The 24,463-nt window shown below is 64.3% G+C and carries 23 protein-coding genes; 12 read left to right on the top strand and 11 right to left on the bottom strand.

The window, feature by feature from the left end; all coding sequences use genetic code 11:
* Positions 1-72: 72 nt before the first annotated feature.
* Positions 73-2,157 (top strand): methyl-accepting chemotaxis protein, encoded by a 2,085-nt coding sequence (locus YUU_RS0136520; RefSeq protein ID WP_027526765.1) that lies wholly within the window; start codon positions 73-75, stop codon positions 2,155-2,157.
* Positions 2,158-2,159: 2 nt separating this feature from the next.
* Here YUU_RS0136520 and YUU_RS0136515 read toward each other — a convergent pair whose 3' ends face one another.
* On the bottom strand, positions 2,160-2,750 hold the full coding sequence (locus tag YUU_RS0136515) for an NADPH-dependent FMN reductase (protein ID WP_027526764.1): 591 nt from the start codon (positions 2,748-2,750) through the stop codon (positions 2,160-2,162).
* A 61-nt stretch (positions 2,751-2,811) separates the two neighbouring features.
* Positions 2,812-3,735 carry a helix-turn-helix domain-containing protein gene (locus tag YUU_RS0136510; protein ID WP_371260543.1) on the bottom strand — a complete coding sequence of 308 codons (924 nt, stop codon included), beginning with the start codon at positions 3,733-3,735 and terminating at the stop codon, positions 2,812-2,814.
* Between the two features lie 287 nt (positions 3,736-4,022).
* Here YUU_RS0136510 and YUU_RS0136505 point away from each other — a divergent pair, with 287 nt between their 5' ends.
* From YUU_RS0136505 to YUU_RS0136495, 3 genes are all read left to right on the top strand, one after another.
* Positions 4,023-5,162: a DUF2336 domain-containing protein gene (locus tag YUU_RS0136505; protein ID WP_027526762.1), complete on the top strand. Its 1,140-nt coding sequence runs from the start codon at positions 4,023-4,025 to the stop codon at positions 5,160-5,162.
* A complete protein-coding gene (locus YUU_RS0136500; protein WP_027526761.1) occupies positions 5,159-5,491 on the top strand; it encodes a PilZ domain-containing protein in 333 nt (110 codons plus the stop codon). Before YUU_RS0136505 ends, YUU_RS0136500 begins: the two co-directional genes overlap by 4 nt.
* 96 nt (positions 5,492-5,587) lie before the next feature.
* Positions 5,588-6,631, top strand: a complete 1,044-nt coding sequence (locus tag YUU_RS0136495; protein WP_027526760.1) for an HD-GYP domain-containing protein — start codon at positions 5,588-5,590, stop codon at positions 6,629-6,631.
* A 22-nt stretch (positions 6,632-6,653) separates the two neighbouring features.
* Here YUU_RS0136495 and YUU_RS0136490 read toward each other — a convergent pair whose 3' ends face one another.
* Positions 6,654-6,857, bottom strand: a complete 204-nt coding sequence (locus tag YUU_RS0136490) for a hypothetical protein (protein ID WP_027526759.1) — start codon at positions 6,855-6,857, stop codon at positions 6,654-6,656.
* 257 nt (positions 6,858-7,114) lie between these two features.
* Positions 7,115-7,792, bottom strand: coding sequence for a nitroreductase (locus YUU_RS0136485; RefSeq protein ID WP_027526758.1), 678 nt, complete (start codon positions 7,790-7,792; stop codon positions 7,115-7,117).
* Between the two features lie 129 nt (positions 7,793-7,921).
* Here YUU_RS0136485 and YUU_RS0136480 point away from each other — a divergent pair, with 129 nt between their 5' ends.
* Positions 7,922-8,896: an alpha/beta hydrolase gene (locus tag YUU_RS0136480; RefSeq protein ID WP_027526757.1), complete on the top strand. Its 975-nt coding sequence runs from the start codon at positions 7,922-7,924 to the stop codon at positions 8,894-8,896.
* Here the strand turns inward: YUU_RS0136480 and YUU_RS0136475 are convergent.
* On the bottom strand, positions 8,893-9,351 hold the full coding sequence (locus tag YUU_RS0136475) for a cupin domain-containing protein (protein WP_027526756.1): 459 nt from the start codon (positions 9,349-9,351) through the stop codon (positions 8,893-8,895). The genes YUU_RS0136480 and YUU_RS0136475 overlap by 4 nt on opposite strands.
* Positions 9,352-9,523: 172 nt before the next feature.
* Here YUU_RS0136475 and YUU_RS52915 point away from each other — a divergent pair, with 172 nt between their 5' ends.
* A complete protein-coding gene (locus YUU_RS52915) occupies positions 9,524-10,369 on the top strand; it encodes a dienelactone hydrolase family protein (RefSeq protein WP_245288210.1) in 846 nt (281 codons plus the stop codon).
* Between the two features lie 86 nt (positions 10,370-10,455).
* Positions 10,456-10,704 carry a hypothetical protein gene (locus YUU_RS0136465; protein ID WP_035664370.1) on the top strand — a complete coding sequence of 83 codons (249 nt, stop codon included), beginning with the start codon at positions 10,456-10,458 and terminating at the stop codon, positions 10,702-10,704.
* A gap of 92 nt (positions 10,705-10,796) precedes the next feature.
* Here YUU_RS0136465 and YUU_RS0136460 read toward each other — a convergent pair whose 3' ends face one another.
* The 4 genes from YUU_RS0136460 to YUU_RS0136445 all read right to left on the bottom strand — a co-directional run bounded on the left by YUU_RS0136460 (position 10,797) and on the right by YUU_RS0136445 (position 16,644).
* Complete coding sequence (locus YUU_RS0136460; RefSeq protein WP_027526754.1) at positions 10,797-11,732, bottom strand: GTP-binding protein; 936 nt, start codon at positions 11,730-11,732, stop codon at positions 10,797-10,799.
* A 5-nt stretch (positions 11,733-11,737) separates the two neighbouring features.
* A complete protein-coding gene (locus YUU_RS0136455; protein ID WP_027526753.1) occupies positions 11,738-13,228 on the bottom strand; it encodes an amidohydrolase family protein in 1,491 nt (496 codons plus the stop codon).
* Between the two features lie 77 nt (positions 13,229-13,305).
* Entirely contained in the window at positions 13,306-14,928 is a 1,623-nt protein-coding gene (locus YUU_RS0136450; RefSeq protein WP_027526752.1) for an ABC-F family ATP-binding cassette domain-containing protein, read from the bottom strand.
* Between the two features lie 117 nt (positions 14,929-15,045).
* Positions 15,046-16,644, bottom strand: coding sequence for a multicopper oxidase family protein (locus tag YUU_RS0136445; protein WP_027526751.1), 1,599 nt, complete (start codon positions 16,642-16,644; stop codon positions 15,046-15,048).
* A 247-nt stretch (positions 16,645-16,891) separates the two neighbouring features.
* On the opposite strand from YUU_RS0136445, the gene YUU_RS0136440 reads away from it, so the two are divergent.
* From YUU_RS0136440 to YUU_RS0136430, 3 genes are read left to right on the top strand one after another with little or no spacing between them, the layout of a single operon-like run.
* Positions 16,892-19,660, top strand: a complete 2,769-nt coding sequence (locus YUU_RS0136440) for a xanthine dehydrogenase family protein molybdopterin-binding subunit (RefSeq protein ID WP_027526750.1) — start codon at positions 16,892-16,894, stop codon at positions 19,658-19,660.
* A complete protein-coding gene (locus tag YUU_RS0136435) occupies positions 19,657-20,181 on the top strand; it encodes a (2Fe-2S)-binding protein (RefSeq protein ID WP_027526749.1) in 525 nt (174 codons plus the stop codon). Before YUU_RS0136440 ends, YUU_RS0136435 begins: the two co-directional genes overlap by 4 nt.
* A 20-nt stretch (positions 20,182-20,201) precedes the next feature.
* Entirely contained in the window at positions 20,202-20,819 is a 618-nt protein-coding gene (locus tag YUU_RS0136430) for a hypothetical protein (protein ID WP_027526748.1), read from the top strand.
* 219 nt (positions 20,820-21,038) lie between these two features.
* Here YUU_RS0136430 and YUU_RS57155 read toward each other — a convergent pair whose 3' ends face one another.
* Positions 21,039-21,410: a hypothetical protein gene (locus YUU_RS57155; RefSeq protein WP_084801713.1), complete on the bottom strand. Its 372-nt coding sequence runs from the start codon at positions 21,408-21,410 to the stop codon at positions 21,039-21,041.
* 454 nt (positions 21,411-21,864) lie between these two features.
* On the opposite strand from YUU_RS57155, the gene YUU_RS52910 reads away from it, so the two are divergent.
* Together YUU_RS52910 and YUU_RS0136405 are read left to right on the top strand one after the other, a co-directional pair.
* Positions 21,865-22,215 carry an MOSC domain-containing protein gene (locus tag YUU_RS52910; protein WP_371260544.1) on the top strand — a complete coding sequence of 117 codons (351 nt, stop codon included), beginning with the start codon at positions 21,865-21,867 and terminating at the stop codon, positions 22,213-22,215.
* Between the two features lie 498 nt (positions 22,216-22,713).
* Complete coding sequence (locus YUU_RS0136405) at positions 22,714-23,058, top strand: hypothetical protein (RefSeq protein WP_027526745.1); 345 nt, start codon at positions 22,714-22,716, stop codon at positions 23,056-23,058.
* A 541-nt stretch (positions 23,059-23,599) separates the two neighbouring features.
* Here the strand turns inward: YUU_RS0136405 and YUU_RS60495 are convergent.
* Complete coding sequence (locus YUU_RS60495; protein ID WP_198031886.1) at positions 23,600-23,746, bottom strand: hypothetical protein; 147 nt, start codon at positions 23,744-23,746, stop codon at positions 23,600-23,602.
* Between the last annotated feature and the right edge of the window lie 717 nt (positions 23,747-24,463).

Genomic DNA, 24,463 nt, shown 5'->3' with positions numbered 1-24,463 from the left:
GTAAACCCCGGATTAAGCGGCCCCGCATATCCTTTGGAGCGATTTTTACCCGCGACCATTGCCGGACAACCCATGAAAATTGGTACGCTTCTGACTGCCGCCATCGTCTCGCTGTCGACCGTCGGCGGCGGACTCGCCGTCTTTGTCGCGGTGACCAAATATCAGACCATGGACCGGGTCGCGGAGGCCCAGAGTCGGCTTCAGATCGTGCGCACGGTCGGCGATATCCCGCGCTATCTCAATCCCGAGCGCGGCTACGCCACCAACATCCTCTATGGCCCGGCGACGGTCGATCCCGCCATGCGCACCGAGTACGAGAAGCTGCGGAAGCTGACGGATGGCGCCCGCGACAAGATGAACGCGCTGCGCAAGGAGCAGCTTCCCGGCGGTCTCGACGACGGCAACACCATCGCGAGCAGCATCGATGCGCTGAATGCGAAGTTCTCCGCCCTGCGCGAGGCCATCGACAAGGCGATCGACGGGCCGGCCGAGGCCCGCAAGGACGCGGCGCGCAAGATCGTCGCCGACAATGCCGTGTTCAATAACGGCATCACCGCGCTGCTCAACGAGCAGGTTCGCCGCATGGCGATCCTCAATGGTGATGCCTATCGCCAGGCGAGCTACGCCAATATCGCCTGGGCGCTGCGTGACGTCGGCGGCTTCAATGCCAGCCTGTACAAGAACCTCGTCGGCTCCAAGAAGGTGGCGAGCGAGGCCGAGAAGATCGACATCAGCCGCGCGCAGGGCCGCAACGACCAGATCCTGATGTCGCTCCAGGAGTTGCGCGGCAATCCGACGACGCCGGCGAACGTCGCGGCCGCGCTCGAGAAGATGAATGCCGACTATGTCGAGAGCTTTGGCCGCGACCTCAAGCTCATCAAGGACGGCAGCGCGAGCGGCAAATACGACATCGACGTCGACACGTTGTATGCGAGCTCGCAGCGCGGCCTGGGCGCCGTCATCGGCGTGCGCGAGGCCTTCTACGAGAATGCCGAGCAGATCCTCGGCACTGCCTCGGCCGCCGCGCGGCTGAGCTTCATGGTCGCGCTGGCAGGCCTGGCGGCCGTGCTCGTCGCAAGCATCGGCCTGATCGTCATGGTCCGCCGCCGCGTCTGCGCGCCGATCGTCAACCTGACGACGCGGATGTCGCGGCTTGCCGCCGGCGAGATGGCGGACGAAATTCCGGGCGCCGCACGCTCCGACGAGATCGGCGCGATGGCGGCCGCCGTGCAGGTTTTCAAGGACAACATGATCGAGGCCGAGCAGCTCGCGGCCGAGAAGCAGGCCGAGAACGACGGCAAGATGCGGCGGGCCCAGATCCTCGACGAGCTCACCCGCGCCTTCGAGGCCAAGGTCTCCGAGCTCGTCGGCGGCCTGTCCTCGGCGTCGGTCACGATGGAGAGCACGGCGCAGTCGATGACCTCGACGGCGTCCGCGACCAATAGCCAGGCCGCGGTCGTCGCGGCCGCCTCCGAACAGACCTCGACCAACGTGCAGACAGTCGCAAGCGCGACCGAGGAGCTCAGCTCCTCGATCGCCGAGATCGGCCGCCAGGTCGCTCAGTCCACCGAGATCGCGGCGCGCGCCGTCGACAATGCGCGCCGCACCGGTGACACCGCTCGCACCCTTGCCGAGGGCGCGCAGAAGATCGGCGACGTCGTCACGCTGATCCAGAGCATCGCCGAGCAAACCAACCTGCTGGCACTGAACGCGACCATCGAGGCGGCGCGCGCCGGTGACGCCGGCCGCGGCTTTGCCGTAGTCGCCTCCGAGGTCAAATCGCTGGCCGGACAGACCGCGAAGGCCACGACCGAAATCTCTGAGCAGATTTCCGCGATCCAGTCCGCGAGCGACGAGACGATCGCCGCTATCCGCAACGTCGCCGACGTTATTGCCGAGATCGACCAGATCGGCACCGCGATCGCCGCCGCGATCGAGGAGCAAGGTTCGGCGACCAAGGAGATCTCCCGCAGCGTCCAGGAGGCCGCGCGCGGCACCCAGGAGGTCAATTCCAACATCACAGGCGTGCAGCGCGCCGCCGACGATACGGGAGCTGCCGCCAATCAGGTGCTGGGAGCGGCCGAGCAGCTCTCCTCGCAGTCACGCGACCTTGCCGGCCAGGTCAACCGCTTCCTCAGCGAAGTCAGGGCCGCGTAACGTCAGTACGGCGGCTGCTTGCGCGCGCGCTGGGCCTTGGCAGCCTCGACCCACCAGGTGAGATCGTCGGCAAAACGCGGGAACGAGCGTTCCAGCGCCTTGCCGCCCTCGCCCGTCGGCTCGCCCTCGGCCGACAGCGTCTGCGCGATCGGGCCGACCGCGATCGTGCTCGAGATCACCACCATGCCCATTTCCGACAGCGTGCCGTGCCATGCGGTTGCGGCGCGGGCGCCGGAGAAGCGACCGGCGGAGTAGCTGGCGATTGCGGCCGGGCGCCAGAACCACTCCTCGAGAAAATGGTCGGTGAGGTTCTTTAGTCCCGGCTGAATCCCCCAATTGTATTCGCCCGAGACGAACACGAAGCCGTCGGCATCGCGGATCTGCGTCGCCAGCCTCTCGAGTGCCTCCGGCGCCTCCCCTTTGGGATGCTCCTTGTACATGCGGTCGAGCATGGGAAGGCCGACCGCCTTGGCGTCGATCAAGGTGACCTCGTCGCCGCGGCTCCGCAACCCGTCGACGACGAAATGCGCGAGGCGAATGCCCATGCGATCTGAGCGGTAGGAGCCGTAGAAGACGAGGATGCGATTGCCCATGATGGGCCCATCTTAGCATGAAGCGTGATGCCGACCTATTCACGAAAGCCGCGACGAAAGGTCAGGCCCTTCGGGCTCGCTCCAGCGTCTGCGACGGCGTTTCGCCGAACTGGTGCCGATAGCTTCTCGAGAAGTCGCTGAGGTGCCAGAAGCCGAAGGCGAGTGCGGCGGCCTTCACGCTCTCGGGGCCCGTCAGCAGTCGTTTGCGCACGAGCCAGAGCCGCCAGAGCCGCAAATAGCGGTGCAGGCTCATGCCGCGATAGCGCTGGACCGCATCGTGCATGCTGCGCACGGACAGGCCAAGCTTGCTGGCCAACTCCTCGCTGTAGATGGGCTGAGCGAGGTCATCCAACAGAAGTGCGCGGATGTCCTGGAATGTCCTGAAGTGCCGCTCGTCGTTGGCCCGTGCGGTCCAGCGCGCCGGAACGACGCCAGCAAACGCCGCATCGATCGCGGCGAGCAGGGATTCCCTCATCGCCGATGCTTTCATCGGCCATTCAACGGCATCGACGGGTTCCGAGGCAGCACTGATCACCTCCCTGATCAGCTTGCGCAGCCAGCTCAGTGTTAGCGCGCTCGTTTCATAGATCCGGAAATTCGCTCTCGTCTCCGGCCAGCCGCGCCCCGTCACCTCCGGCGTGAACATCACCGAGGCGTATTGCCGCTCGACTTCCTCGACCGTGTTGAAGGCAGCACCACCGCCGCCGATGATGATGGCCGCCCGATCCCGCTGCGCTCCGTTGAAACGGATGGGAACCTCGTGATCGTCCATCGTGAAGCCGACCGCGGTGCAGTTCTTCACGAGCTGCGCATCCACGATACGTGGAAAGGATTTCGTGAAATTGACGTCGCAACCCGGCAGATTCAGGATGGTCTGCTCGGCCGCGATCTTCCGCACGAGCGGCGTGAACTCTACGTCAAGGGTTCGTATCGCACTGCGAAATTCATCAACATCGTCAAATCTAAATATCTTTGGCGCCGACATCGGCATCCCAAAATGTCATTCATCGCGAATCAAGAAATCGGTTCAACAACGGTCACCCAATCCGGCCATCAGCTCAACTGTATCTTCGGTTCCGTCGGGAGCGCTTGTCTGAGCGCGCAAAAATAGAAAAAATCCCGCAGTCGCTTTGCCGAATTTCGATATCGATTCAAATTCGGAGGACGGTGCGATGGCACCACCGACAACTCAGCTATAACCGATGTTTAACAACTTTGGCGCGCAATTGATTCCGTAGAAACACAGTCGTTTTTTTGCGGACCAGGCCCGCCATGAATGCCATTTTGCCTGCCGATATTGTTGCCGAGCTCGAGAGCACCATCGCAGGCTGCGCCTATGAGCGCCGCGTCCGCATGCTCCGGCGGACGACCGATCTGCTCGTTGCAGGTCGCGATCGTCTTCAGGAGCCCGAGATCAGTGCGCTGGACCAGGTCCTGCTTCGCATTGCGGAACGCATTGAGCCGAAGGCCCTCGCGCAGCTGAGCATAGCGCTGGTCGATCTGAGTTTGGCACCGAGGGAAACGTCGCGCCGTCTTGCTTTCCATGAAGACCCGATGGTTGCGGGCCCGCTCCTTCTCAAATCGCGCACGATTTCGGCGAATGACCTCGAGACGATTGCAACCTCGCGCGGGGAGCAGCATCTGCTGGCGATCTCAGGAAGGAACCCGGTTGATCCGGCCCTGACGGACATCCTGCTGAAGCGCGGCGGCAAGAATGTCGGTCGCGCGCTGGTGAACAATCCGGGCGCCGCTTTTTCCGCCGCAGGCTATGCCATGCTGATCGCCAGGGCCGAACATGACGGCGAGATCGCGAGGGCGCTGGCATTCCGCCCCGACACGCCCGACAAAATTGTCCGCGGGCTCTTCCCCAGGCTGACGCCGGACGCGAGGGCCTCCATACTTGATGCTGCCGCCCCCGCTTTGCGCCATCGGATCGAGACCGTGCTCAGTCCCACACCGGCCGCGGCACGGCCGAAGCTTCCATCATCGATCGACTATGCGGAAGCCCGGCTCTCCGTCGTCGCGCTCAACCGCGTCGGCAAGCTCAACGACTCAACCGTCAACCGCTTCGCGATCCGGGGCGAGGCAGCCAATCTGATCGCCTCGCTCTCGGTGCTGTCGGGTACGCCGATCGACGTGATTGAAAAGATCATCGCAGACGAGGATTGCGAAGCACTGGTCATGGCCTGCCGCGCCTCCCGCCTGAACTGGCAGACGACGCTTGCCATCCTCTGCAATCGCGGCGGCCCGCGCCTTTCCTACGAGCAGCGCGAGCGGGCCCAAAAGCTGTTCGACGAGCTCTATCTTTCAACAAGCCAGTGGGCGGTGCGCTGGGGCGAAATGGCCGCCAGCGGCGGCGCCGTTACTGCTGACAATAACAACAAGCGCGGGAAATCCGGGGGCAGCCGATGAGATTTAACGGTCGCAAAGCACACCGCGTTCGGATGGATCACAAGCAGCCGGTCAATCTGATGGGGGCGGATGGCACCTGGCGCCGCGCCTGCGTGCTGCTCGATGTTTCGGATAGCGGCGCCAAGATCGAGGTTGAAGGAACTCTCGACGTGCTACAAGCGAGGGAATTCTTCATGCTGCTGTCCTCGACGGGCCTCGCCTATCGCCGCTGCGAACTGGTCTGGATCGACGGAACGATGGCAGGGATTCACTTCGTCAAGGCGGGAACCAAGAAAGGGTCAGCGAAAGCCGACAACGAACAAGCGACGCATAAGAACGCGAGCAAGTAGCCGTCGCCGAAAGCCACAGTCGTGCCAAGTTCCAGTTTCGTCGCATCAGTCAGAGCTCAAAGCAGCGTCCCGGAGCCTCGGGCCGCGCACGCGTTCGTGCATGTGCTGGCTGACAGCTCTGACAAGCTGTCCGGAGTCTGCTCGATCGTCGAACGGAAATTCGCCGTAGCTGGCGAGCGGCTCGATGCCGAGGCACGCCTGCCGCACTCCCCGCTTGCCGTCGTCGTGCGCGCGGACCTTCGCGACGTCGGCAACATTGCTGCGCTGAAGAAACGGGCTGCACGGCTGGCCAAGGCGGGCAAGCGCATCTTCCTGGTCGAGCCGCCCACTCACGTTTGCATCTCGCAGGCCTACGCCCTCGGCGCCACGCACGTCCTGCCGGGCGCGCCCAACCAGACCAAGCTCCTGGCGGCGCTATTCGGGTCGCCGAACCCGGATGCGACATCCGCGGATGGACAGTCGCAACCCGACGATGCCGTCGAGGCGGGCGCGAGCGCCATCGGCTCGATGTTCAACTCGGTCATGCTCGGTGAGACCATCGACGTCGACGGAACGAAGGAGGCCGGCCGCAAGATCGCCAACCGCATCGCCGAGCACGGCCTGTCGGAATGGCTCACGACTGTGCGGCGTCATCACGAGGGAACCTACCAGCATTGCCTGCTGGTCACCGGCGTCGCCATCGATTTTGGCTTGAGTCTGGGTGTCAGGAAAGACGACCTCGAACGACTGTACTCGGCGGCCATGTTCCACGACATCGGCAAGGCAAAGATTCCGCTGGCGATCCTCGACAAGCCGGGACGCCTCGACGCCGAGGAGCGCACGCTGATCGAGACGCATCCGATCGCGGGATACGAGGTTCTGAAGGATTATGCCAACATCTCGCCCGAGATCCTCGATGCGGTGCGTCACCACCACGAATATCTCGACGGCAGCGGCTATCCGGACGCGCTTTGCGCCGACAGCATTGCGGATGTCGTTCGAATTCTCACCATCTCCGACATCTTCGCCGCGCTGATCGAGCACCGGTCGTACCGACCGACAATGCCGCGCGAGGAGGCCTACGGCATTCTGCTGGGAATGCAGGGCAAGCTGGAAAAGGCGCTGGTCGCCTCATTCAAGCAGGTCGCGCTGACCCGCTGATCGTGCATTCAATGCGTTGGCCTTAATGCGTCGCGCGGTATTTGGCGCGGCGCGGGATCGACCGGCACGCCAAGCGCTCCGCCAGCCGCTTCATGTCTTCATGTTTGCCGCTGCTGATCAGCCGGCCAAACTCTTCGGGAGTGAAGGGAAGGCTTGGATCATCATCAACCGGATACCGCACTCGCGGCCCGAACAACCAACGCACCAGGCTAGCCAGCCGCCGCATGTCAATTCCCTCGCGCCAGCAACAAACCTTTCACCGCGCTTATTGTTCCTCCTGACGAGTCGAGATTGCAAGAGCCGGTTGGGAGTCCGCACTAAAAATTTCGGCGGAAAAATACTTCGTTCGTAACCCGCAACGCGCACCTTGAGTATGCAACCTTTAGAGCATGATCCGGAAAAGTGTGAAGCGGTTTTCCGAAAAGATCACGCTCAAACAATAACCTGAATCGCGATGACGATTCACCCCAATCTCATCGCGCTTTAGTCGGCAAATCCGACGAAGCGCACGAACTCGCTGTTCTCCTCCCGATCCGATCGCACGGCGTTGGCGGCAAACGTGTCGTCCGGATATCCCATCGCAACGCAGGTCATGATGACCTCGTCGTCGGGGATATCTGCGACCCCGCGCACGATGTCGGAGCGCATGATGCCCTGCCCGTTGATCACCGAGCCGAGCCCGCGATCCCATGCCGCGAGCACGATGCCGTAGCAGAGCGCGCCGAGATCGAAGTGGCAGACCGCACCGGGGTCGAGCACACGGTCATAGGTGAGCACCAGCGAGACCGGCGCATCGAACTGGCGGAAGCCGCGCAACACCCAATCCTGCCGCATCGGCTTGTCGTCGCGCGCGATCCCCATCGCGCCGAACAATTTCTTGGCGATATCGACCTGACGCGTGCGGTGAATGCCCTGGTATTCGCCATGGCTGACGATGTCGCGCTTGACCTTGGCGCCGGCGACCATCTCTTCCATGTTGCGCCGGCGCACCTCTTCGAGCGGCGTGCCGGTGAGCACGTGAACGTGCCAGGGCTGGGTGTTCATCGAGGACGGTGCGCGCTTGGCCACATCGATGATCGCCTCGATCTCCGCACGCGGCACCGGGTCCTTTTTGAAACCGCGCACGCTACGACGGGACTGCACCAGCGTTTCGAAATCCACCTTTTCCCCCTGCTTCTGCTGCTTTCCGTGCCACGCAATTCGGCAAGACGCGGCCGCCGGTTGCCCAAGCGGCGCTCGGAACCTATGCTAGCGCGCAAGCAAAACCAAGAACCTGGAAGGACCCCGCCGATGGCCGCGCCGCTCGATCCCGTCATTGCAGAGATCATTCCGACGCTGCCGCTGCGCGATCCCGCGACGATGACACCGCAAAGCGCCCGCGAGTCCCTGCGCGCACTTGCTGCCGCGCGCGCCGCCGTGCCGCCCCCGCCCGTGGACGAGGTCCGGGATATCGAGGTGAAGGGCGGCGCGGGACCGCTCGCTGCGCGCGTCTATCGCGTCGGCTCGGCCCCATCGCCGACGGTCGTCTTCTTCCACGGTGGCGGCTGGGTTGCAGGCGATCTCGACACCCATGACCGGCAGGCGCGCTTTCTTGCGATCGAGACCGGCGCGGTCGTGATCTCCATCGACTATCGGCGCCCGCCCGAGACGCGCTTTCCCGGCGCATTCGAGGATGCCTTTGCCGCGGCACGCGACGTGTTCGACCGCATCGCGGAATTTGGCGGCGACGCAAAGCGCGTCGGCGTCGCCGGTGACAGCGCCGGCGGCAATCTCGCGGCAGTCACGGCAATTGCCTGCCGCGACGCCGGCATCGAACTCGCCGGGCAGTTTCTAGTCTATCCCGCGACCGACACGGTCGGCAGTTATGCTGATACGACCGAGAACGCGCGCTTCCCCTCGCGCAGCGAAAACGCGGAGGGCTACTTCCTGTCGCGCGCGGTGATGGAGTGGTTTGCCGGCCATTACCTCGCCGATCCCTCGCACGGGCAGGACTGGCGCGTCTCGCCGCTGCGGGCCAAATCGCTCGCCGGCGTTGCGCCGGCCGTGGTCACGACGGCCTGGTTCGATCCGCTGCGCGACGAGGGCGCGGCCTATGCGCAGGCGCTGGAAGCCGCCGGCGTTCCCGTCAGGCATCACGAGGGCGCCGGCCTGATCCACGGCTATTTCAGCATGGGTGAAGCCTCCGAGGTTGCGCGCCTCGAGGCTCAGCGCGCACGTGCCGATTTCAAGGCATTGCTCGCCCGCGGCGCCGTGAGGAGCGGTTAGCTGCGGCGCGCCCGTTGCGCAGCCCTGTGGCCCCAGGCCTCGTCCCAATCCGCACCCGAGGCGTCGACCACCCGGCCGTCCGCCTCGAAGAACTTGTTGGGCACCTGGAAGATCGCAAGGATCAGCGCTCCCTCCGGGCACCAGGCGGCGAGACGGCTACCGGCCTCGCGCCAGATGAACTCGCCGGCCCCGCACGCGATGTCCTTGGCGGGCCCCTCCTTGTCGACCAACGCCCCTTCAATCACGTAGCTCTGCTCGATGCCGACATGCTCGTGATCGGGCAGCACCGCCCCGGGCGCAAAGCGCATCAGGGCCGTCATCAGTCCCGTTCTGCGATCGAACAGCAACGTCTTGGCCTCGCAGCCCGGAAAGCGCGTCTTCTGCCAGTCCATGATTTGGGGTTGAACCAGGTGGGAATGCCGGTCGGCGGTTTGCGGGCCTGTCGAGGCGTCCATCGCAATGCTCCATTCCTGCTGGATTATGAACGAGGCTAACAGGTTCGCAGTAGCCGGTCAGCGCGCGGTGCAGCAAGCCGGGTTGAATCTTCGCCTCCGCCAGTGTCTCCTGTCGGCAGACCCGCGATTCTCGACGAGCATGCCAGCCCATTTCTTCCGTATTGTCTTAGCCGTGATCACCTTGACATGGCTCATCTCCGAGGCGGCGGCCGCACCAGAGACGGTCTATTTCCGCAGCGCCGACGGCCGCACGCAGCTCGTCGGCTACCTGTTCCGGCCGCAGGCGGCGGGTCCCGCTCCGGCCATCGTGTTGCTGCACGGCCGCGGCGGGCCCTATTCCAGCAACGTCAACGCGGACTGCACCGTCGTTGGCCCCAAGATCTCCTCACCGTGCAACGCCACGACCCTGGCGAAACGGCACGCGATGTGGGGCCAATACTGGGCCGCGCGCGGCTACCTCGCGCTGCTGCCGGACAGTTTTGGTCCACGCGGCAAGGCCTACGGTTTCGGCCGCTTCACCCATGACGATCCCGATCGCGATGACGTGAACGAGAAGACCGTGCGCCCGCTCGATGCCGAAGGGGCGCTTGCCTATTTGCGCGGCCGCGGCGATGTGATCGGCAACCAGATCTTCCTCCAGGGCTGGTCGAATGGCGGCAGCACCGCGCTGAACGTGATGATCCGGCAAGGCGCAAACCTGGCAGCCGGCTTTCGCGGCGTACTGGCGTTCTATCCGGGTTGCGGACCGAAGGCGCTGTTGCAGCCGACGATCTCCACGACCGCGCCAATCGCCATGTTCCTGGGCGCCGACGACGACCAGGTGTCGCCCGCTTTCTGCCAGCAGGCCGCCGACCGGGCGCGCCAGGCCGGCAGCAAGATCGACGTCACGGTCTATCCCGGCGCGACCCACGATTTCGACGATCCCTCGCCGCGGCACCAGTCGGTCGCCGCGAACCAGGCGGCGCGGAACGACGTGCAGGCCAAGGCGATTGCCGCAGTTGCACGCTGGAAAAATTGAAATGATCGCCGCGCCGCGCGCCGATCTTGCTTGATTGCGCCACGATTCGGAGTTCCAATTCCCGAACCATTGTTGAGGAGACACCCATGATGAAGCGGATTTTCCTGGCTGCCGTCGTCGCCACCTTCGCGGCCGGCTCGGCCTTCGCGGAGGATACCTGCGAAAGCAAGGCCGTCGGCAAGGACGGCAAGCCGCTGGCCGGCGCCGCCAAGACCTCGTTCATGAAGAAATGCAAGGAAGACGCCTGCGCGCCCAAGGCGCTCGGCTCGGACGGCAAGCCGCTCGCCGGCGCCGCCAAGAACAGCTTTATGAAGAAGTGCGAGACGAGCGCCTAAGGCGCAGCGCAATTAGCCTTCGATCCAGATACGCCCGCTCACCGCGGGCGTATCTTGCTTTGGAACGGGCCATTGCTTGAAACGGAAGGCTTTCACGCCGCGCCAGCCTCGATGCAGCCTTCCATGGTCCGATCGATCTCCTCGCGCGAGAGGACGCCGATCTCGGCAACGAAGACGATCCGCGTTCGCGGCGTCCCCGCTGGCAGCGTCCCGCCCGCGGCCAGCGTCGCCCGGCCGCCGGCGAATTGAAACACCATCATCCGCCCGGGCTGCTCGACAGTCTCGAACAGCCCCTTCGCCCGCGCCAGTTTCGGCGCGATCCGGCCGATCGCCGCCTGCAATCGCGGCAGCGACACCGGCCTGTCCGACATCCAGCTCATGGTCTCGAACCGCTCTGCGGCCGGCCGTTTCGGCCCCGGCTCGCGCGGCACGAGCGCGCGGTCGACGTCGGGCGAAAACAGCAGCGCCGCGGGCACTTCGCCATGGACAGCGTCAACCCGGACGGCTGCGGGGCGCATCGCGCGGATGGCATCGCGCATCTGCGTGGCGCCGGCCGCGTCGGACAGATCCACCTTGCTCAGCGCGATCACGTCGGCCGCCCGCAGCTGCGACCGCAGCAACGCGTCGTCCAGCATGGCCACCTGCATCGTCGCGTCCACCACGCACAAAACGGTTTCCAGCGGCGCTTCGCGAAAGATCAGGGGATCCATCAGGTTGCGCACGACATCCGCCGGATCGGCTACACCGCTGGTTTCGATCACGATGACGTCCGGGCGCGGATCACGCCGGAGCAGCACGGCAAGCGTGCGCAGGAGATCGCCTTCCAGCGAGCAGCAGATGCAGCCATTGGCGAGGCTCACCACGCCGTCGGCGGCGCCCGTGATCAGCTCGGCGTCGATGTTGATCGCGCCGAAATCGTTGACGACGGCCGCGATCCGACGTCCTTCGGCATGCGCCAACAGGTGGTTCACGACCGTGGTCTTGCCCGCCCCGAGGAAGCCGGCCACGAGCAGAACCGGAACGGGCACAGGCTTTAGTCCTCAACGACGGGCCGGCGTACCGGCCGGCCGGGCCTTGCCGCCACATCCAGCACACCGTCCGTGATCAGCGGATGGCCGCTCACCACGAGATGACGTACGCCCTCCGCGGCACGATTCATCGCCGAAAACTCCGCCCGGTCGGTCAGTGTCTCGTAGTCGAACACCACGATGTCGGCATCAGCGCCGGCTGCGAGCCGTCCCTTGGCCCGCATCGCGGGCGTGCTGTGCTCGAGAATCTGCGCCGGGATCAGCGCGCATTTGCGGATGCCTTCCAGCAGCGACACCGTTCGGCGCTCGCGCACCCACTCGCGGATGAAACGCGTGAAGCAGCCCGCCGAGCGCGGATGGGAGGTGGCATCCTTGGGCAGCGGCCAGGCATCGCCGGTGTAGGTGCGGCCATCGGAAAGCGTCCAGGGCATGGCGTCGGACGCGATCGCGCCGCCGGGATACAGCACCGACATGTCGAGGAGATCGCGATGGTGTGCGTTGTTCTCGATATCGAGGATGTGCCAGAGCACCAGCGTGGAGGGCTCTGCGGCCTGCGCCGCCAGCAGCTCCTCCCGGTCGCGGAAGCGCCGCCCATCGGCGACCCGCTGCACCGAGTCGTAGCCGGTGCCGTTGCGCGCCACGAATTCGGGGTCGCTGAAGAACGCCGCCGCAAGCACCGTCGAACCGGTGCCGTAAGGGTAAGCCTCGACCGTGATCGGAAGCCCCTGCGCCTGCGCCTTGGCCACCAGCTCCACGCAACGCTCGATGTCGGTCTTGCTTGAGGAGTTGAAGTGGCAGATGTGCATATGCGCCCCGGTAGCGCCGGCATAGCCGATCAGGCGGACATAGGCCTCGGCCGCACTTTCCGGATCGATGCGCGACATGAAGGCGACGTGGGTGAAGGTCGGCACGTCATGGGTGGCCGCCAGCTGGCAAACCGCGGTGAGCTCCTGCACGCCGGCGCCGGGAGCGTAGGCGTTGAGGATGCCGATGCCGATGCCGCCTTCGTCGAGCCCACCGGCGAGACGATCGAGGATGCCGCGCACCTCCGTGTCGCTCGCGACGTTGTCGATCCAGCGGCGATCACGCATGGCATTGCCGAACGCCTCCAGCGAGCTTTCCGAGTTGGAGCCCGTCATCGCGCCGATGCGCGCGAAAGCCCAGTTGGCGGAGGCGCCGTAGTTGAGCACACGCCCTTTCGCCGCCTGCTTGCGATACCAGGCCGCGACCGGCAGCACACCGGCCTCGAGGTCCAGCGTCGTCGTCACGCCATCGAACGCCTGCATGCGATCGGCGGGAATCGACTGGCCATGTGCATGCAGGTCGATGAAGCCGGGCGCCACCACGAGGCCAGTCGCATCGATCGTCCGCTCGGCGCCGCCAAGTCCGGTGCCGACCGCGACGATCCGGCCGTCCATCACAGCCACGTCGCCGACGGCATCCATCCCGCTGGCCGGATCGACCACCCGGCCACCCGTGATTACCAAGCCGCCCATTCTCGCAACTCCCGCATTCCAAAAAGCGCGGCGAGCGTAGCGAGACGCATCGACGCGTCAAGGCACGTACGGGAATGCTAGCTCCGCAATCCCGGCGCTTCCTGGCCGGTGCGGGCGACGTATTCGGTGTAGCCGCCGCCATATTGGTGGATGCCCTCGGGCGTCAGCTCCAGCACGCGGTTGGAGAGCACGCTGAGGAAGTGCCGGTCGTGCGAGACGAACAGCATCGTGCCTTCGAAATCCGACAGCGCCGTGATCAGCATCTCCTTGGTGGCGAGATCGAGATGGTTGGTCGGCTCGTCCAGCACCAGGAAGTTCGGCGGGTCGAACAGCATCTTCGCCATCACGAGGCGCGCCTTCTCGCCGCCCGAGAGCACGCGGCAGCGCTTCTCGACGTCGTCGCCGGAGAAACCGAAGCAGCCGGCGAGCGCGCGCAAGGACCCCTGCCCCGCGGTCGGGAATGCATCCTCGAGCGACTGGAACACGGTGCGGTCGCCGTCGAGCAGGTCCATCGCATGCTGGGCGAAATAACCCATCTTGACGCTGCCCCCCAGCGCCACCGTGCCCTGATCGGGATCGCTTGCACCGGCCACGAGCTTGAGCAAGGTCGACTTGCCGGCACCATTGACGCCCATCACGCACCACCGCTCGCGGCGGCGGATCATGAAATCGAGCCCGTCATAGATGCGCTTGCTGCCGTAACCCTTGTGGACATTCTTCAGCGCCACGACGTCCTCGCCCGAGCGCGGCGCGGGCAGAAAGTCGAAAGCGACGGTCTGGCGGCGACGCGGCGGCTCGACCCGCTCGATCTTGTCGAGCTTCTTGACCCGGCTCTGAACCTGCGCGGCATGGGACGCCCGCGCCTTGAAGCGCTCGATGAACTTGATCTCCTTGGCGAGCATCGCCTGCTGGCGCTCGAACTGCGCCTGCTGCTGCTTTTCATTCAGCGCGCGCTGCTGCTCGTAGAACTCGTAATCGCCTGTGTAAGTGGTGAGCGAGCCGGAATCGATCTCGACCACTTTGGAGATCACGCGGTTGATGAACTCGCGATCGTGCGAGGTCATCAGCAACGCGCCTTCGTAATCGTGCAGGAATTTCTCCAGCCAGATCAGGCTTTCGAGATCGAGATGGTTGCTCGGCTCGTCGAGCAGCATGACGTCAGGTCGCATCAGCAGGATACGCGCCAGCGCCACGCGCATCTTCCAGCCGCCGGAGAGCGCGCCGACATCGCCATCCATCATCTCCTGGCTGAAGCCGAGGCCGGACAGTGCTTCGCGCGCCCGGCCGTCGAGCGCATAGCCGTCGAGTTCCTCGAAACGATGCTGCACCTCGCCATAGCGCGCGATGATCTCGTCCATCTCGTCGGCCTTGTCCGGATCGGCCATCGCGGCCTCGAGCTCGCGCAGCTCGGCCGCGACCACGCTGACCGGGCCTGCGCCATCCATGACTTCAGCCACGGCGCTGCGGCCACTCATCTCGCCGACGTCCTGGCTGAAATAGCCGATGGTAATGCCGCGATCGATCGAGACCTGGCCTTCATCGGGCAGCTCCTGCCCGGCGATCATCCGGAACAGCGTGGACTTGCCGGCGCCGTTCGGGCCGACAAGCCCGATCTTCTCGCCCCTGTTGAGGGCGGCGGAGGCTTCGATGAACAGGATCTGGTGGCCGGCTTGCTTGCTGACGTTGTCGAGGCGGATCATGGGTCTTTGGGGGAATTTTGCGTTGCAGCGTCATAGGCCATGCCGGCCTTCAGGGGAAGCCCGGCCGCACCGGGATTCCCCCGTCAAACGCCAAATTCCTGCAATTTTCCCCGAGGCTTAGGGCTTATAGACCTCGACCGTCTGCATCATGCCCATCTCCTCATGGTTCATCATGTGGCAGTGGAGCATGAAGACACCGGTGAAATCGAGGAAGCGCGAGCGGAACACGACCTCACCGCCCTTGCGCTCGACAATCACGGAATCCCGCCATTCCGGCGTCGCCAGCGCCTTGCCGTTGACCGAGACCAGCTGGAACGGATTGGTGTGGATGTGGAAGACGTGGTCGTCATGCTCGTGCGTATTGACGATGGTCCACTCCTCGACCGCGCCAAGTTTGACCCGATGATCAATACGGGTGGGATCGAATTTCTTGCCGTCGATGAAGAAGCCGAACTCCTGCCAATGGCCGGCGGCATCGGCCTCCGGCGCGGTCGCCGACAGCACCACCTTGCGGCGGTTGGTGATCTCCGCGTCCTTGATGGTCGCGAGCGGTGCTTGCGGAAGCGCGCGCGGCAGCTTCATGTCCATCGGCGCACCCGACACCACGACCCGCGCCAGCGGGCCGACCGGGGACGGATGCCCCTGATCGTAGGGCGCCGCGTTGAAGGCATAGGTGCCGGGACTACCGGCCTTCACCAGGATGTCGGCGCGCTGCCCCGGCGCGATCAAAAGCTGTTTCAGCGGCTGCACGGCGCCGAGCTGGATGCCGTCATAGGCGATCGCATGCAGATCGTGCTTCTCCAGGTCGAGCAGCATGTCGTCCTGATAGGCCGCATTGAGGATGCGCCAGCGCTGCACCTCGCCGGGGCGCATCTCGATCACCGGCCGCCGCTGGCCGTTGATCGCGAGGAAACGCGTCGCCGTCTCCGGAAACAGCGTCTCGAAATTCTCGATCATGCCGTTGGCATCGTACACCACCTGGCTCAGCACGAGCAGGCGCTCGCGCGCTGCCGCGATCTCCGGAACGTCGGCGAAATCGCCCTCGATGATGACGGCCCCCACCATGCCGCTCGACATCTGGATGTCGGCGCTGCCGTGGTGGTGGGGGTGATACCAGTAGGTGCCTGTGGTGTGGTCGGCCGGCAGCGTGATCTCGATGTTGTAGCTGTGGCCGGGCGCCATCGAGCGCATGACGTTGTCGGCAATGCCGCTCGGACTGACATGCGCGCCGTGGAAATGGAAATTGGTGTTATTGAATTGATGCGGGTGGCTGATGTCGGCAGGCAGTCCGTCGCGGTTCGGCGGCAAATCGTTGATCATCTTGATCCGCAACGTCTCGCCGGGCTTCATGCGCAAGGTCGGTCCCGGACTGCCACCTTCGTATGATCTGACATAGAGCCTGACGCCGCCGATCTGGCGATACGCGTAGCCGCAGCGCAAAGTCGTGCTCAATACGCCATTGACGGACCTCCGCACCTCGGGCTCGACCAGGGACTGATCCATGGTGGGAACCGGCGTTTCCGGCACCATGCCCATCGTAGGCGACATATCCGCGGTGTGCGCGGCGCCGCCATGATCGTGCGTGGCATGCTGAGCCTTCGCGGTGCCGGCAAACAATGACAGCGCGCCCATCTTGAGACCGCGATCGAGCAGTTGGCGCCTTGTCATTCCGGTCGACGTGCTGACCGGAAAGAGATCGTTCGAATCCTGCTGCATGTGAGTTCCCGCCCCTCGTGATCCCATCCCCTCAATCAATTTGATTCGACTGCAAGGCAAGCGGAAACGAAATTCTCAATCCGCGCACGCGCGACAGGCACCGTCTTCATCTGATGTAAACGCCCTACCCGTTTCTATTCCTGCATGACGAATCATGACAGGTTCACGCGAGCGTTGGCGCGTGCCCTCCGGGCACCGATGCCGTCAGCATCATGATGTGCTCGAAATCTTGTACAAGGATCAGAACATGCGGCCTTCGCGACGCGAGCTCGTGAAGTGGTTGTCGGCAGGCGGCATCTCGGTCAGCCTGTCGCATCTCGGTCTGGCGAAGGAGGCTCCCTTCGCCGCGCACGAGACGCTTCCCGGACGCGGCAATTTCAATCCCGCGACAAAAGGCGCCGGCCGCGTCGACGGCGTCGCCAAGGTGACGGGCGCAAAGCTGTACGCCTCCGATTTCCGCGCCAACGACCTTCCGGGCTGGCCACAAGCCACCTCGCACGCGATCCTGGTCCGCGCCAACGACGCCACCCATGTCTACACCGGCTTGGATCTTGCGCGCCTGTCGGGCGCACTGAAGCCTTCCGTCGTCATCACCGCCGCCGATCTCGACCGCATCGGCACGCAGGTGCCCGAATTCTACGCCGGCGATCTGTTTTGCCCCGTCGGCAAGTCGCCGCTCTATCTGGGTCAGCCGGTTGCGCTCCTCGTCTTCGAAAAGTTCGACGCCTTCGACCAGGCGCGCCTCGTGCTGCGCGACGGGACTTTCGTCAAATTTGGAGAGGAAACCGGGCCGGTGATTGCGCCCGACTACGGCTCGTTCCGCTTCACCCGCGTGGCAGGTAGCGGGCCTGAGAAGCCGGATATCTATTCGCCGATCCAGGCCGGCTGGGTTTCACCCAAGAAGGTCCAGAACGCCGCGCTGCCGGTGTGGTCGCCGCTCGCCAAGGAGATGCCGCCCGACTACGCCAAGGCCGCCAAACATGGCGAGCAGATCCGCGCCGAGCTTGCGGCGGAGAATGCTTCGCTGCTGGTGCTCGACCGCGAGTTCGAGACACAGTCGGTCGACCCGATGTTCCTCGAACCGGAATGCGGGCTCGCCTGGTACAACAAGGGCGGCAATCTCGAGCTCGTGCTCGGCGTTCAGTCGCCCTATGAGGCCGCCGAGTCGATCGCGCATTTGCTCGCCAAAGCCCGCGGGCCCTACAAGCCCGCGCATATCAATGCGCAGTTCGCCCATGTCGGCGGCGGCTTCGGCGGCCGCGATCACACGCCGTTCATTCTCTATGTCGCGCTCGCGGCGATCTGCTTCCCGGGCAAGCCGGTGCGGCTCGCGCATGACCGCTACCAGCAGTTCCAGGGCGGTATCAAACGCCATCCGATCAAGATGCGCTCGCGCATCGGCATCGATCGCGCGAGCGGGACGATCAAGGCGTTTGCCGCCGATCACGTGCTCGATGGCGGCGGCCTCGCCAATTTCTCGGCCAACGTCGCGGTCGTCGCCGCCACCGGCGCGATCGGCATCTACGATATTCCAAAGGTCGACGTCACGACCGTGGCGCTGCATTCGCGCGGCGTCACCGCAGGCTCGATGCGCGGCTATGGCACGCTGCAAACCATGACCGCGCTGGAAGTGCTGATCGACGAGGCGGCAAGCGAACTGAAGCTCGACCCGATCGAATTCCGCCGCCGCAATGCGCTCAAGCAAAACGGCCGGACCATGACGGGCAATCCCTACATCGTCTCGGTCCGTACGCCCGAAATCCTCGACAAGCTCGAAAAGCATCCAATCTGGCAGCAGCGCGCAAAGTTCAAGCAAGGCGCATCCGACCGGCTGGTCGGCACCGGCGTCGCCTGCGTGACCAAGGACTACGGCTCCGGCGCGGACTGCTCGCTCGGCCGCGTCGAGCTGACCGCCGACGGCAAGATCGCGATCTTCTGCGACCACGTTGAGATGGGCAACGGCATCGGGACGGCGCTGGCGAACCGGGTCGCGAGCCATCTCGGCACGATCGCCGACGAGGTCTCGGTCGCCCGCGTCGACAGCTACGACGCCCTCGGCCTCGTCAGCTCCGGCGATCCCTACACGATGGATCAGAAGACCCAGGATGCGGCGGCGAGGAATCCGCGCTGGGTGCCGGCGATCAGCTCGGCGACATCAGCCTCGATCGGCGCGCATGTCGGCACGCATTCGTCTGCGGAAGCCGCCCGCGTCATCTTCCGCTTCGGCCTGTGGCCGGCAGCACTGGAGCTCTGGCGCATCCCGAAGACCGACGCTCGTGCAAGGCAATGGGCCAGCGCGCACTGGCAGAACGGCCAGCTCGTCATGCCCGGCCTCGAACCACTTGCGCTGCCGGCGCTGGCGGCAACCGCCCATGCGCGCGGCTTCGTCACCGGCGCGGTCGCGCACAGCTTTTCCCGCTGGGCCTGGTCGCGCGCCGGCTTCCCGCTGTTCGGCGAGCAATATCGCGCCGAGATCGATGCCCTCGCAATCCGGCGGGGTAACGGCAAGTTCGAGCGCATCACCCGCACCAGCGTCAAATTTCCCCCGACCGACAACAATCGCATCGGCACCGCCTACACCTCGATGTGCGGCACGCTCGTCCGTGTCGAGATCGAGCGCGCGACGGGCGCCTTGCGCATCGCCAAGGCCTACAGCGTGTTCGAATGCGGCACGGCGCTCGTGCCCGAAGTCGTCATGGGTCAGGCCCATGGCGGCTTCGCGATGGGCGTCGGCTATGCGTTGCTCGAGACGCTGCCGCCGTTCGAGGGCGGTCCGGGCAACGGCGAATGGAATCTCGGACGCTACCTCGTCGCGCGCGGCTCGGACCTACCCTTGCGCGATCTCGAGATCGAGATGCTGAAACCATTGACGCCGGACGAAGAGCCGAAGGGCATGGCGGAGGTCGTCATGATCCCGATCGTGCCGGCGCTCATCAACGCCATCGATGATGCCACCGGCCACCGCTTCCGCGCGCTGCCGGTGACGCCAAGCCTTTTGAAGGGAGTGCTCGCGTGACGACACTTAGCCTCACCATCAACGGCCAGAAGCATGGTCCGGTCGAGGTGCGCGACGACCTCTCCATGAACGATTTCTTGCGCGAGATGCTCGGCATGACCGGCACGAAATTCGGCTGCGGCGCCGCGCAATGTTTGAGCTGCGCCATCATCGTCGACGAGCCCGACGGCACCAGCTACACCAGCCCGACCTGCATCGCTCCGGCCGTGAATTTCGACGGCAAGTCGATCCGCACCGTCGAGGGCCACGCCAGGGACGGCCAGCTCTCCGCGCTGCAAAAGGCCTTCATCGATCATTTCGCGTTTCAGTGCGGCTACTGCACGGCGGGCTTCCTCAACGAGGGACAGGTCCTGCTCGAGCGCCTGGCGCGCAAGCCGGTCCCCCGCGAGGCGCTGGAGCAGACGATCTCCGACGCACTCGACGGCCATCTCTGCCGCTGCACCGGCTACATCAAGTATCACGAGGCGGTGCGCGACGTGATCCTCGCCGATTCAAACCGCTACCTCATCGCTACCAAGTAAGCGCGCGAAGGACACGAGCCATGATCTCCGACGCGCGCTTCAAGACGATGGCCGTGATCGCGGCGCTCGCCAGCGGCCTTTGCGCGGGCTACGCAGCCTCCGAGACGGCGAGCCATGCCCTGGCCTCGCCCGAGAGCTTCGCCAACATTGCCGACACCGAGAAGCGCTCGGCCGCGATCTTCACCGAGCTCGGCAAGGTGCTGACGCATCCGCGCTGCACCAACTGCCATCCCGCCGGCGACAGCCCACGGCAAGGCGACAATCCGCATCTCCATCAGCCGCCGGTCACACGCGGTGCCGACGGCCATGGCCTGGAGTCGATGCGCTGCCACACCTGTCACCAGAAGGCCAATTTCGAGCCCGGCCGCGTGCCCGGCCATCCCGAATGGCATCTTGCGCCGCGCGAGATGGCCTGGGAGGGCAAGACGCTCGGCGAGATCTGCGAGCAGATCAGGGATCCCGCGCGCAACGGCGGGCGCAAGGTGGAGGCGCTGATCGACCATATCGGCAAGGACACTCTGGTCGGCTGGGCCTGGAAGCCCGGCTTCGGCCGCTCGCCGGTGCCCGGCAAGCAGGCGCAGGCCGGTGCGCTGGTCGAAGCCTGGGTGAAGACGGGTGCTGCATGCCCCACACCGTGACAAGGCGCCAGGGCGAGTACTCATAAACGTCGACTTCCGAGGGTAAAGCGGAAGTCGCCCCGCTTGGTCGTCATCGACGGCTTGTGGAGCGAAAGCGGACATAGAATAGTACATCGCACCGGCCAGTTATGCGCCAATGGCGGTGGGCAGCGAGAACGTGCCTATCGATCGTGATGTTGGTGAGCGTCTCGCCGCAGAAGCAGCGCGCAATGCCGCCGATCAGGTCACGCAGCGGCCGGGCGGCAGAATCCTCGCGACTTCCGTGAGCACGCTGACCATGGGCTCGCAGGCGAGTGTCGGCTTGCTGCTTTGATTCCGCGTTGGCTTGGTGACGCGGGTCTGCGCAGACGGAAGGCGCAGCAGGACCGAGGTATCGGCGAGATCGTTCGGGCGCAGGGAAACCGTTTCCATCGGAACTGCAAGCCGCTTGAGGTCGCCGAGGCGATCTGTCTTGCTGGCGCGGTTGACGACGTCGCTTGGCCGTTCGGCCTGCCAGCGGTCTACGAGGTCGTGACCTGAAGCGAACTGCACAGCGCCGACTGTCAATGTGATCGCGACAGCGCCTAAGAGAGCTTTACGAAGCTGTGACATTCTGTCCCTCGCTCGATGGCGATTTGTCGCCATCTACGCAGCGCCCTTGGCCCGTCGTCTTCCCTAATTGCCGAAGATTTCACCTTGGCTTCGTGAAAGCCGGAAAATGGTTTCATCCCTGTTTCGTCGCATCGAAGGAGGTCGTGGTTCCGGCCGGTACGTCTGCGCGGGTCCTCCACAGGCAGCAGCGCGCCGGGAAGGAGACAACCCGACGCGCCCGTGCCGCATACCTATTTTCTCTGCGCTGGTGGCGGCTGCGCGTAAGCTACTGTTCTGAGGGGACGTTGCGATGCTGGACAAGACCACCGACGGACCGGCGAAGACATCTGTCAAACTCGGATGGACCAGCGTAGCCCGCTTCATCCACATCACTTCGCGCGCGTTTCTGCCAATGCGCTCTGTGTCCTAGGTTACTTTGATCGCTGGCAAAGGCATTGAGGGCGATCGCTACTTGATGAAGGAAGGGTTTTATTCACCCCTTCGCAAGGAGGGCGACCAGATCACCTTGTTCGAGTTTGAGACGCTGATTGCACTCAAGCACGAGGCCGGGATCGAACTCGGCCCAGAGGAGCACCGGCGCAACGTGACAGTCGAGGGCGTTCCGCTAAACCACCTTGTGGGCGGTCGCTTCTGGCTCGGCGAGACAATGTTGGAAGGGGCCGGGCTTGTGGACCCGTGTGGGCACGTCGAGAAAATCACCGGCAAGAAGATCTCCAAACACCTGATCAATCGCGGTGGGCTGTACTGCAAGATTATGCGGGACGGCCTTGTCGGGGTCAGCGACGCCGTGCGTGGAGTTCAATGATCTTTGTTGCCTTTCTGGGAGCTAGATCGTGCTGTCACGATGGCGCGTGCGAATGTTGTGACTGCGGAGGCAACGCCGCTGGCCGAGCGTTCAAGGTTCGACGATGCAGTTCTGAGGCGCGATGGCGTTGATGCTCGGGCCTCCGCCTGCCGGAGGTCATCTTCGGTCGCGAGTGGAAGCTCTTGGGGCGGCGGCGCGACAACGGACTGGGCGTTCATCGCTAATGGCGGCGGCGCGCCCAGATGGCGTGCTCTGCGGCAGCACCTTACCCTTTAGCAGCCTCGGCAGATCGAGAGATTGGGCTTCAGTTTCTCAATTTCTTCTTGATCGCCCAGCGACTGTATCGCCGATGGTCTCTCGGCAACGTCGGCCTTTTGCCTGACCTTGGACTTTTTTGGGCGAGGTCTAATGGGCAGCGGCTCGCCTGTCTCCTCGCCATCGTCGATACCTACGGTAAAGCCATCGGGACCGGGCTCCCGTGCCGGAGACAGCTTGCCCATGCGCGACCTGGGCAAAATATCGTCGATGGCCGGCGTGGGCGAAATGTTCTCGATGGCCGGTGCCGGCGCGTCTTTGTCATTGGCAGGCGGTGGCGAGTTCTTGGCGGCTGCGGATCGTGGCGAACCTTTGGCGGTCGCTGTTCGCGCTGGAGCGTCGTCGGTCGCCATTGGTGGAGAAACGTTTTTGGTGGCCGGTGGCGGCGAACCTTTGGCGGTCGCCGATGGCGGCGAGGCAAGGATAACGGGCGGCGGATACATCGGGACTTCTGGCGCCATTGTCGGCGGAGGTGACGAACCTTTGGCTGTCGCCCGGGTGCTGCACATATTGAGACCGCCCCAGTGACACGTAGCCGCTGGTGGCGAACCTTGGTCGGTCGCCAAGGGCGGCGGGGCCAGCGAGGTTTGACATCGAGCGCCGCCATGCAGCCAAAAACTGACAAACAACGAACCGAGGACAAATAATGCAGCGCTTTTCAATCGCATTCTGCAATCCGCTTCGCTGTTGAAATCACAGACACCTTAGCTGCGCGCAATCTGGACTACTCACATCGCGATCAAAAGGTGACCAAAATAGGGAGGATGCACTGGAGACGATGCGGGTTACTGGCATCCTGAAGTATGCCTGATCATGCGCGGCAGATACTATCCGTCGATCCTGGAGTCGGCGCGCAAGCTCCGCCAGAAGCAATTCGTGCTGGACGGCGAAGCGGAACACACAGCGCCACCGCGAAATCACAAGGGGGGCGGGTCCCCGCCCCGGCCAGCCGGGATCGAGTGCGATCAGGTACTGGTACAGGTTACTGACGCTTATTTTCTTGACCACACCTAATTGCTACGACTTTTCCTCGGCTGGGCGCGATCCAGCGCCACAGTAGCGGCAGCTCTCACTCCAGAACCTCGTACTCGAACGCGACGCCCTCGGGGTCGTTCTCCTCGAACCATTTCTCGGCGGCATCCACATTGGTGAACACCTTGATGTGCTCCTTGTCGCCGACCTGGTTGGCGGCGTTGACGTAGACGAAGACGGTCATAGTTCTCGCTCCATCGCCGGATGGCTGCGGTTCTTCACCTTGTATGGGGCTTTCCTTGTCAAGGGTAAACTTCCCCACACGCTGCTCTCTATCCACTTGTCGAGTCCGACGATTGGTTCGGTGTCAGCGAGGCGCTTTCTTCCATTCTCGGCATGAAGGGCCCCCTTTGCTTGGCCGCGCTGAGCGGTCAATCCCTGCAGCCCGCAAGGGGCGCGCCTTTTGGCGCGCGGGATTGACAGCGAAAGCGCGTGCCGAGCGATAATGCGCCATTCCAAGAGTGGCCTGGCGGCGAAGTTTACGATCTTCATCTTCACACGCCGTTGGTCGTCTCACCCGTGAGCATGACGTCACGTGTACAGCGGCATTGGCACGGCGACAAAATCCGAGGCGAGCCCGCTATCAGGCGCTGATCGCGCCGCAGCCTTGTATTCGGTCGATCCTTCGAGGATCGCACCATGATGCAATCATGCGCATCGGCGGCGAGCTCCGGGGCGGCGGGTCCATCCTTGATCGCGGCTTGAAAGCCATTGTGAAAAGCGAATCACCACCGCCTCGGATCGTCATCGGCAGACCACACCTCCACGGCCCGCCAAAACTGTCGTGCTGTTATCTGATCTCCTTTCCCCTTCGAAGTTATCGGTTATGACGCAGGACGCAGGACAATGCCGTCCGACATTTCGCCTGTTGTAACGAGACGCCAGAGTGCAATGAGCAGCT

This window comes from Bradyrhizobium sp. Ec3.3 (assembly GCF_000472925.1).
GTDB lineage: Bacteria > Pseudomonadota > Alphaproteobacteria > Rhizobiales > Xanthobacteraceae > Bradyrhizobium.
This window is presented reverse-complemented; position numbering and strand designations above follow the sequence as displayed.

Bases quoted from the DNA above. Each gene is read 5' to 3' on its own strand.
- YUU_RS0136520 (WP_027526765.1), top strand. From the start codon at position 73: ATGAAAATTGGTACGCTTCTGACTGCCGCCATCGTCTCGCTGTCGACC.
- YUU_RS0136515 (WP_027526764.1), bottom strand. From the start codon at position 2,750: ATGGGCAATCGCATCCTCGTCTTCTACGGCTCCTACCGCTCAGATCGC.
- YUU_RS0136510 (WP_371260543.1), bottom strand. From the start codon at position 3,735: ATGTCGGCGCCAAAGATATTTAGATTTGACGATGTTGATGAATTTCGC.
- YUU_RS0136505 (WP_027526762.1), top strand. From the start codon at position 4,023: ATGAATGCCATTTTGCCTGCCGATATTGTTGCCGAGCTCGAGAGCACC.
- YUU_RS0136500 (WP_027526761.1), top strand. From the start codon at position 5,159: ATGAGATTTAACGGTCGCAAAGCACACCGCGTTCGGATGGATCACAAG.
- YUU_RS0136490 (WP_027526759.1), bottom strand. From the start codon at position 6,857: ATGCGGCGGCTGGCTAGCCTGGTGCGTTGGTTGTTCGGGCCGCGAGTG.
- YUU_RS0136480 (WP_027526757.1), top strand. From the start codon at position 7,922: ATGGCCGCGCCGCTCGATCCCGTCATTGCAGAGATCATTCCGACGCTG.
- YUU_RS0136475 (WP_027526756.1), bottom strand. From the start codon at position 9,351: ATGGACGCCTCGACAGGCCCGCAAACCGCCGACCGGCATTCCCACCTG.
- YUU_RS0136465 (WP_035664370.1), top strand. From the start codon at position 10,456: ATGATGAAGCGGATTTTCCTGGCTGCCGTCGTCGCCACCTTCGCGGCC.
- YUU_RS0136455 (WP_027526753.1), bottom strand. From the start codon at position 13,228: ATGGGCGGCTTGGTAATCACGGGTGGCCGGGTGGTCGATCCGGCCAGC.
- YUU_RS0136450 (WP_027526752.1), bottom strand. From the start codon at position 14,928: ATGATCCGCCTCGACAACGTCAGCAAGCAAGCCGGCCACCAGATCCTG.
- YUU_RS0136445 (WP_027526751.1), bottom strand. From the start codon at position 16,644: ATGCAGCAGGATTCGAACGATCTCTTTCCGGTCAGCACGTCGACCGGA.
- YUU_RS0136440 (WP_027526750.1), top strand. From the start codon at position 16,892: ATGCGGCCTTCGCGACGCGAGCTCGTGAAGTGGTTGTCGGCAGGCGGC.
- YUU_RS0136430 (WP_027526748.1), top strand. From the start codon at position 20,202: ATGATCTCCGACGCGCGCTTCAAGACGATGGCCGTGATCGCGGCGCTC.
- YUU_RS57155 (WP_084801713.1), bottom strand. From the start codon at position 21,410: ATGTCACAGCTTCGTAAAGCTCTCTTAGGCGCTGTCGCGATCACATTG.
- YUU_RS52910 (WP_371260544.1), top strand. From the start codon at position 21,865: ATGAAGGAAGGGTTTTATTCACCCCTTCGCAAGGAGGGCGACCAGATC.
- YUU_RS0136405 (WP_027526745.1), top strand. From the start codon at position 22,714: ATGCGCGACCTGGGCAAAATATCGTCGATGGCCGGCGTGGGCGAAATG.
- YUU_RS60495 (WP_198031886.1), bottom strand. From the start codon at position 23,746: ATGACCGTCTTCGTCTACGTCAACGCCGCCAACCAGGTCGGCGACAAG.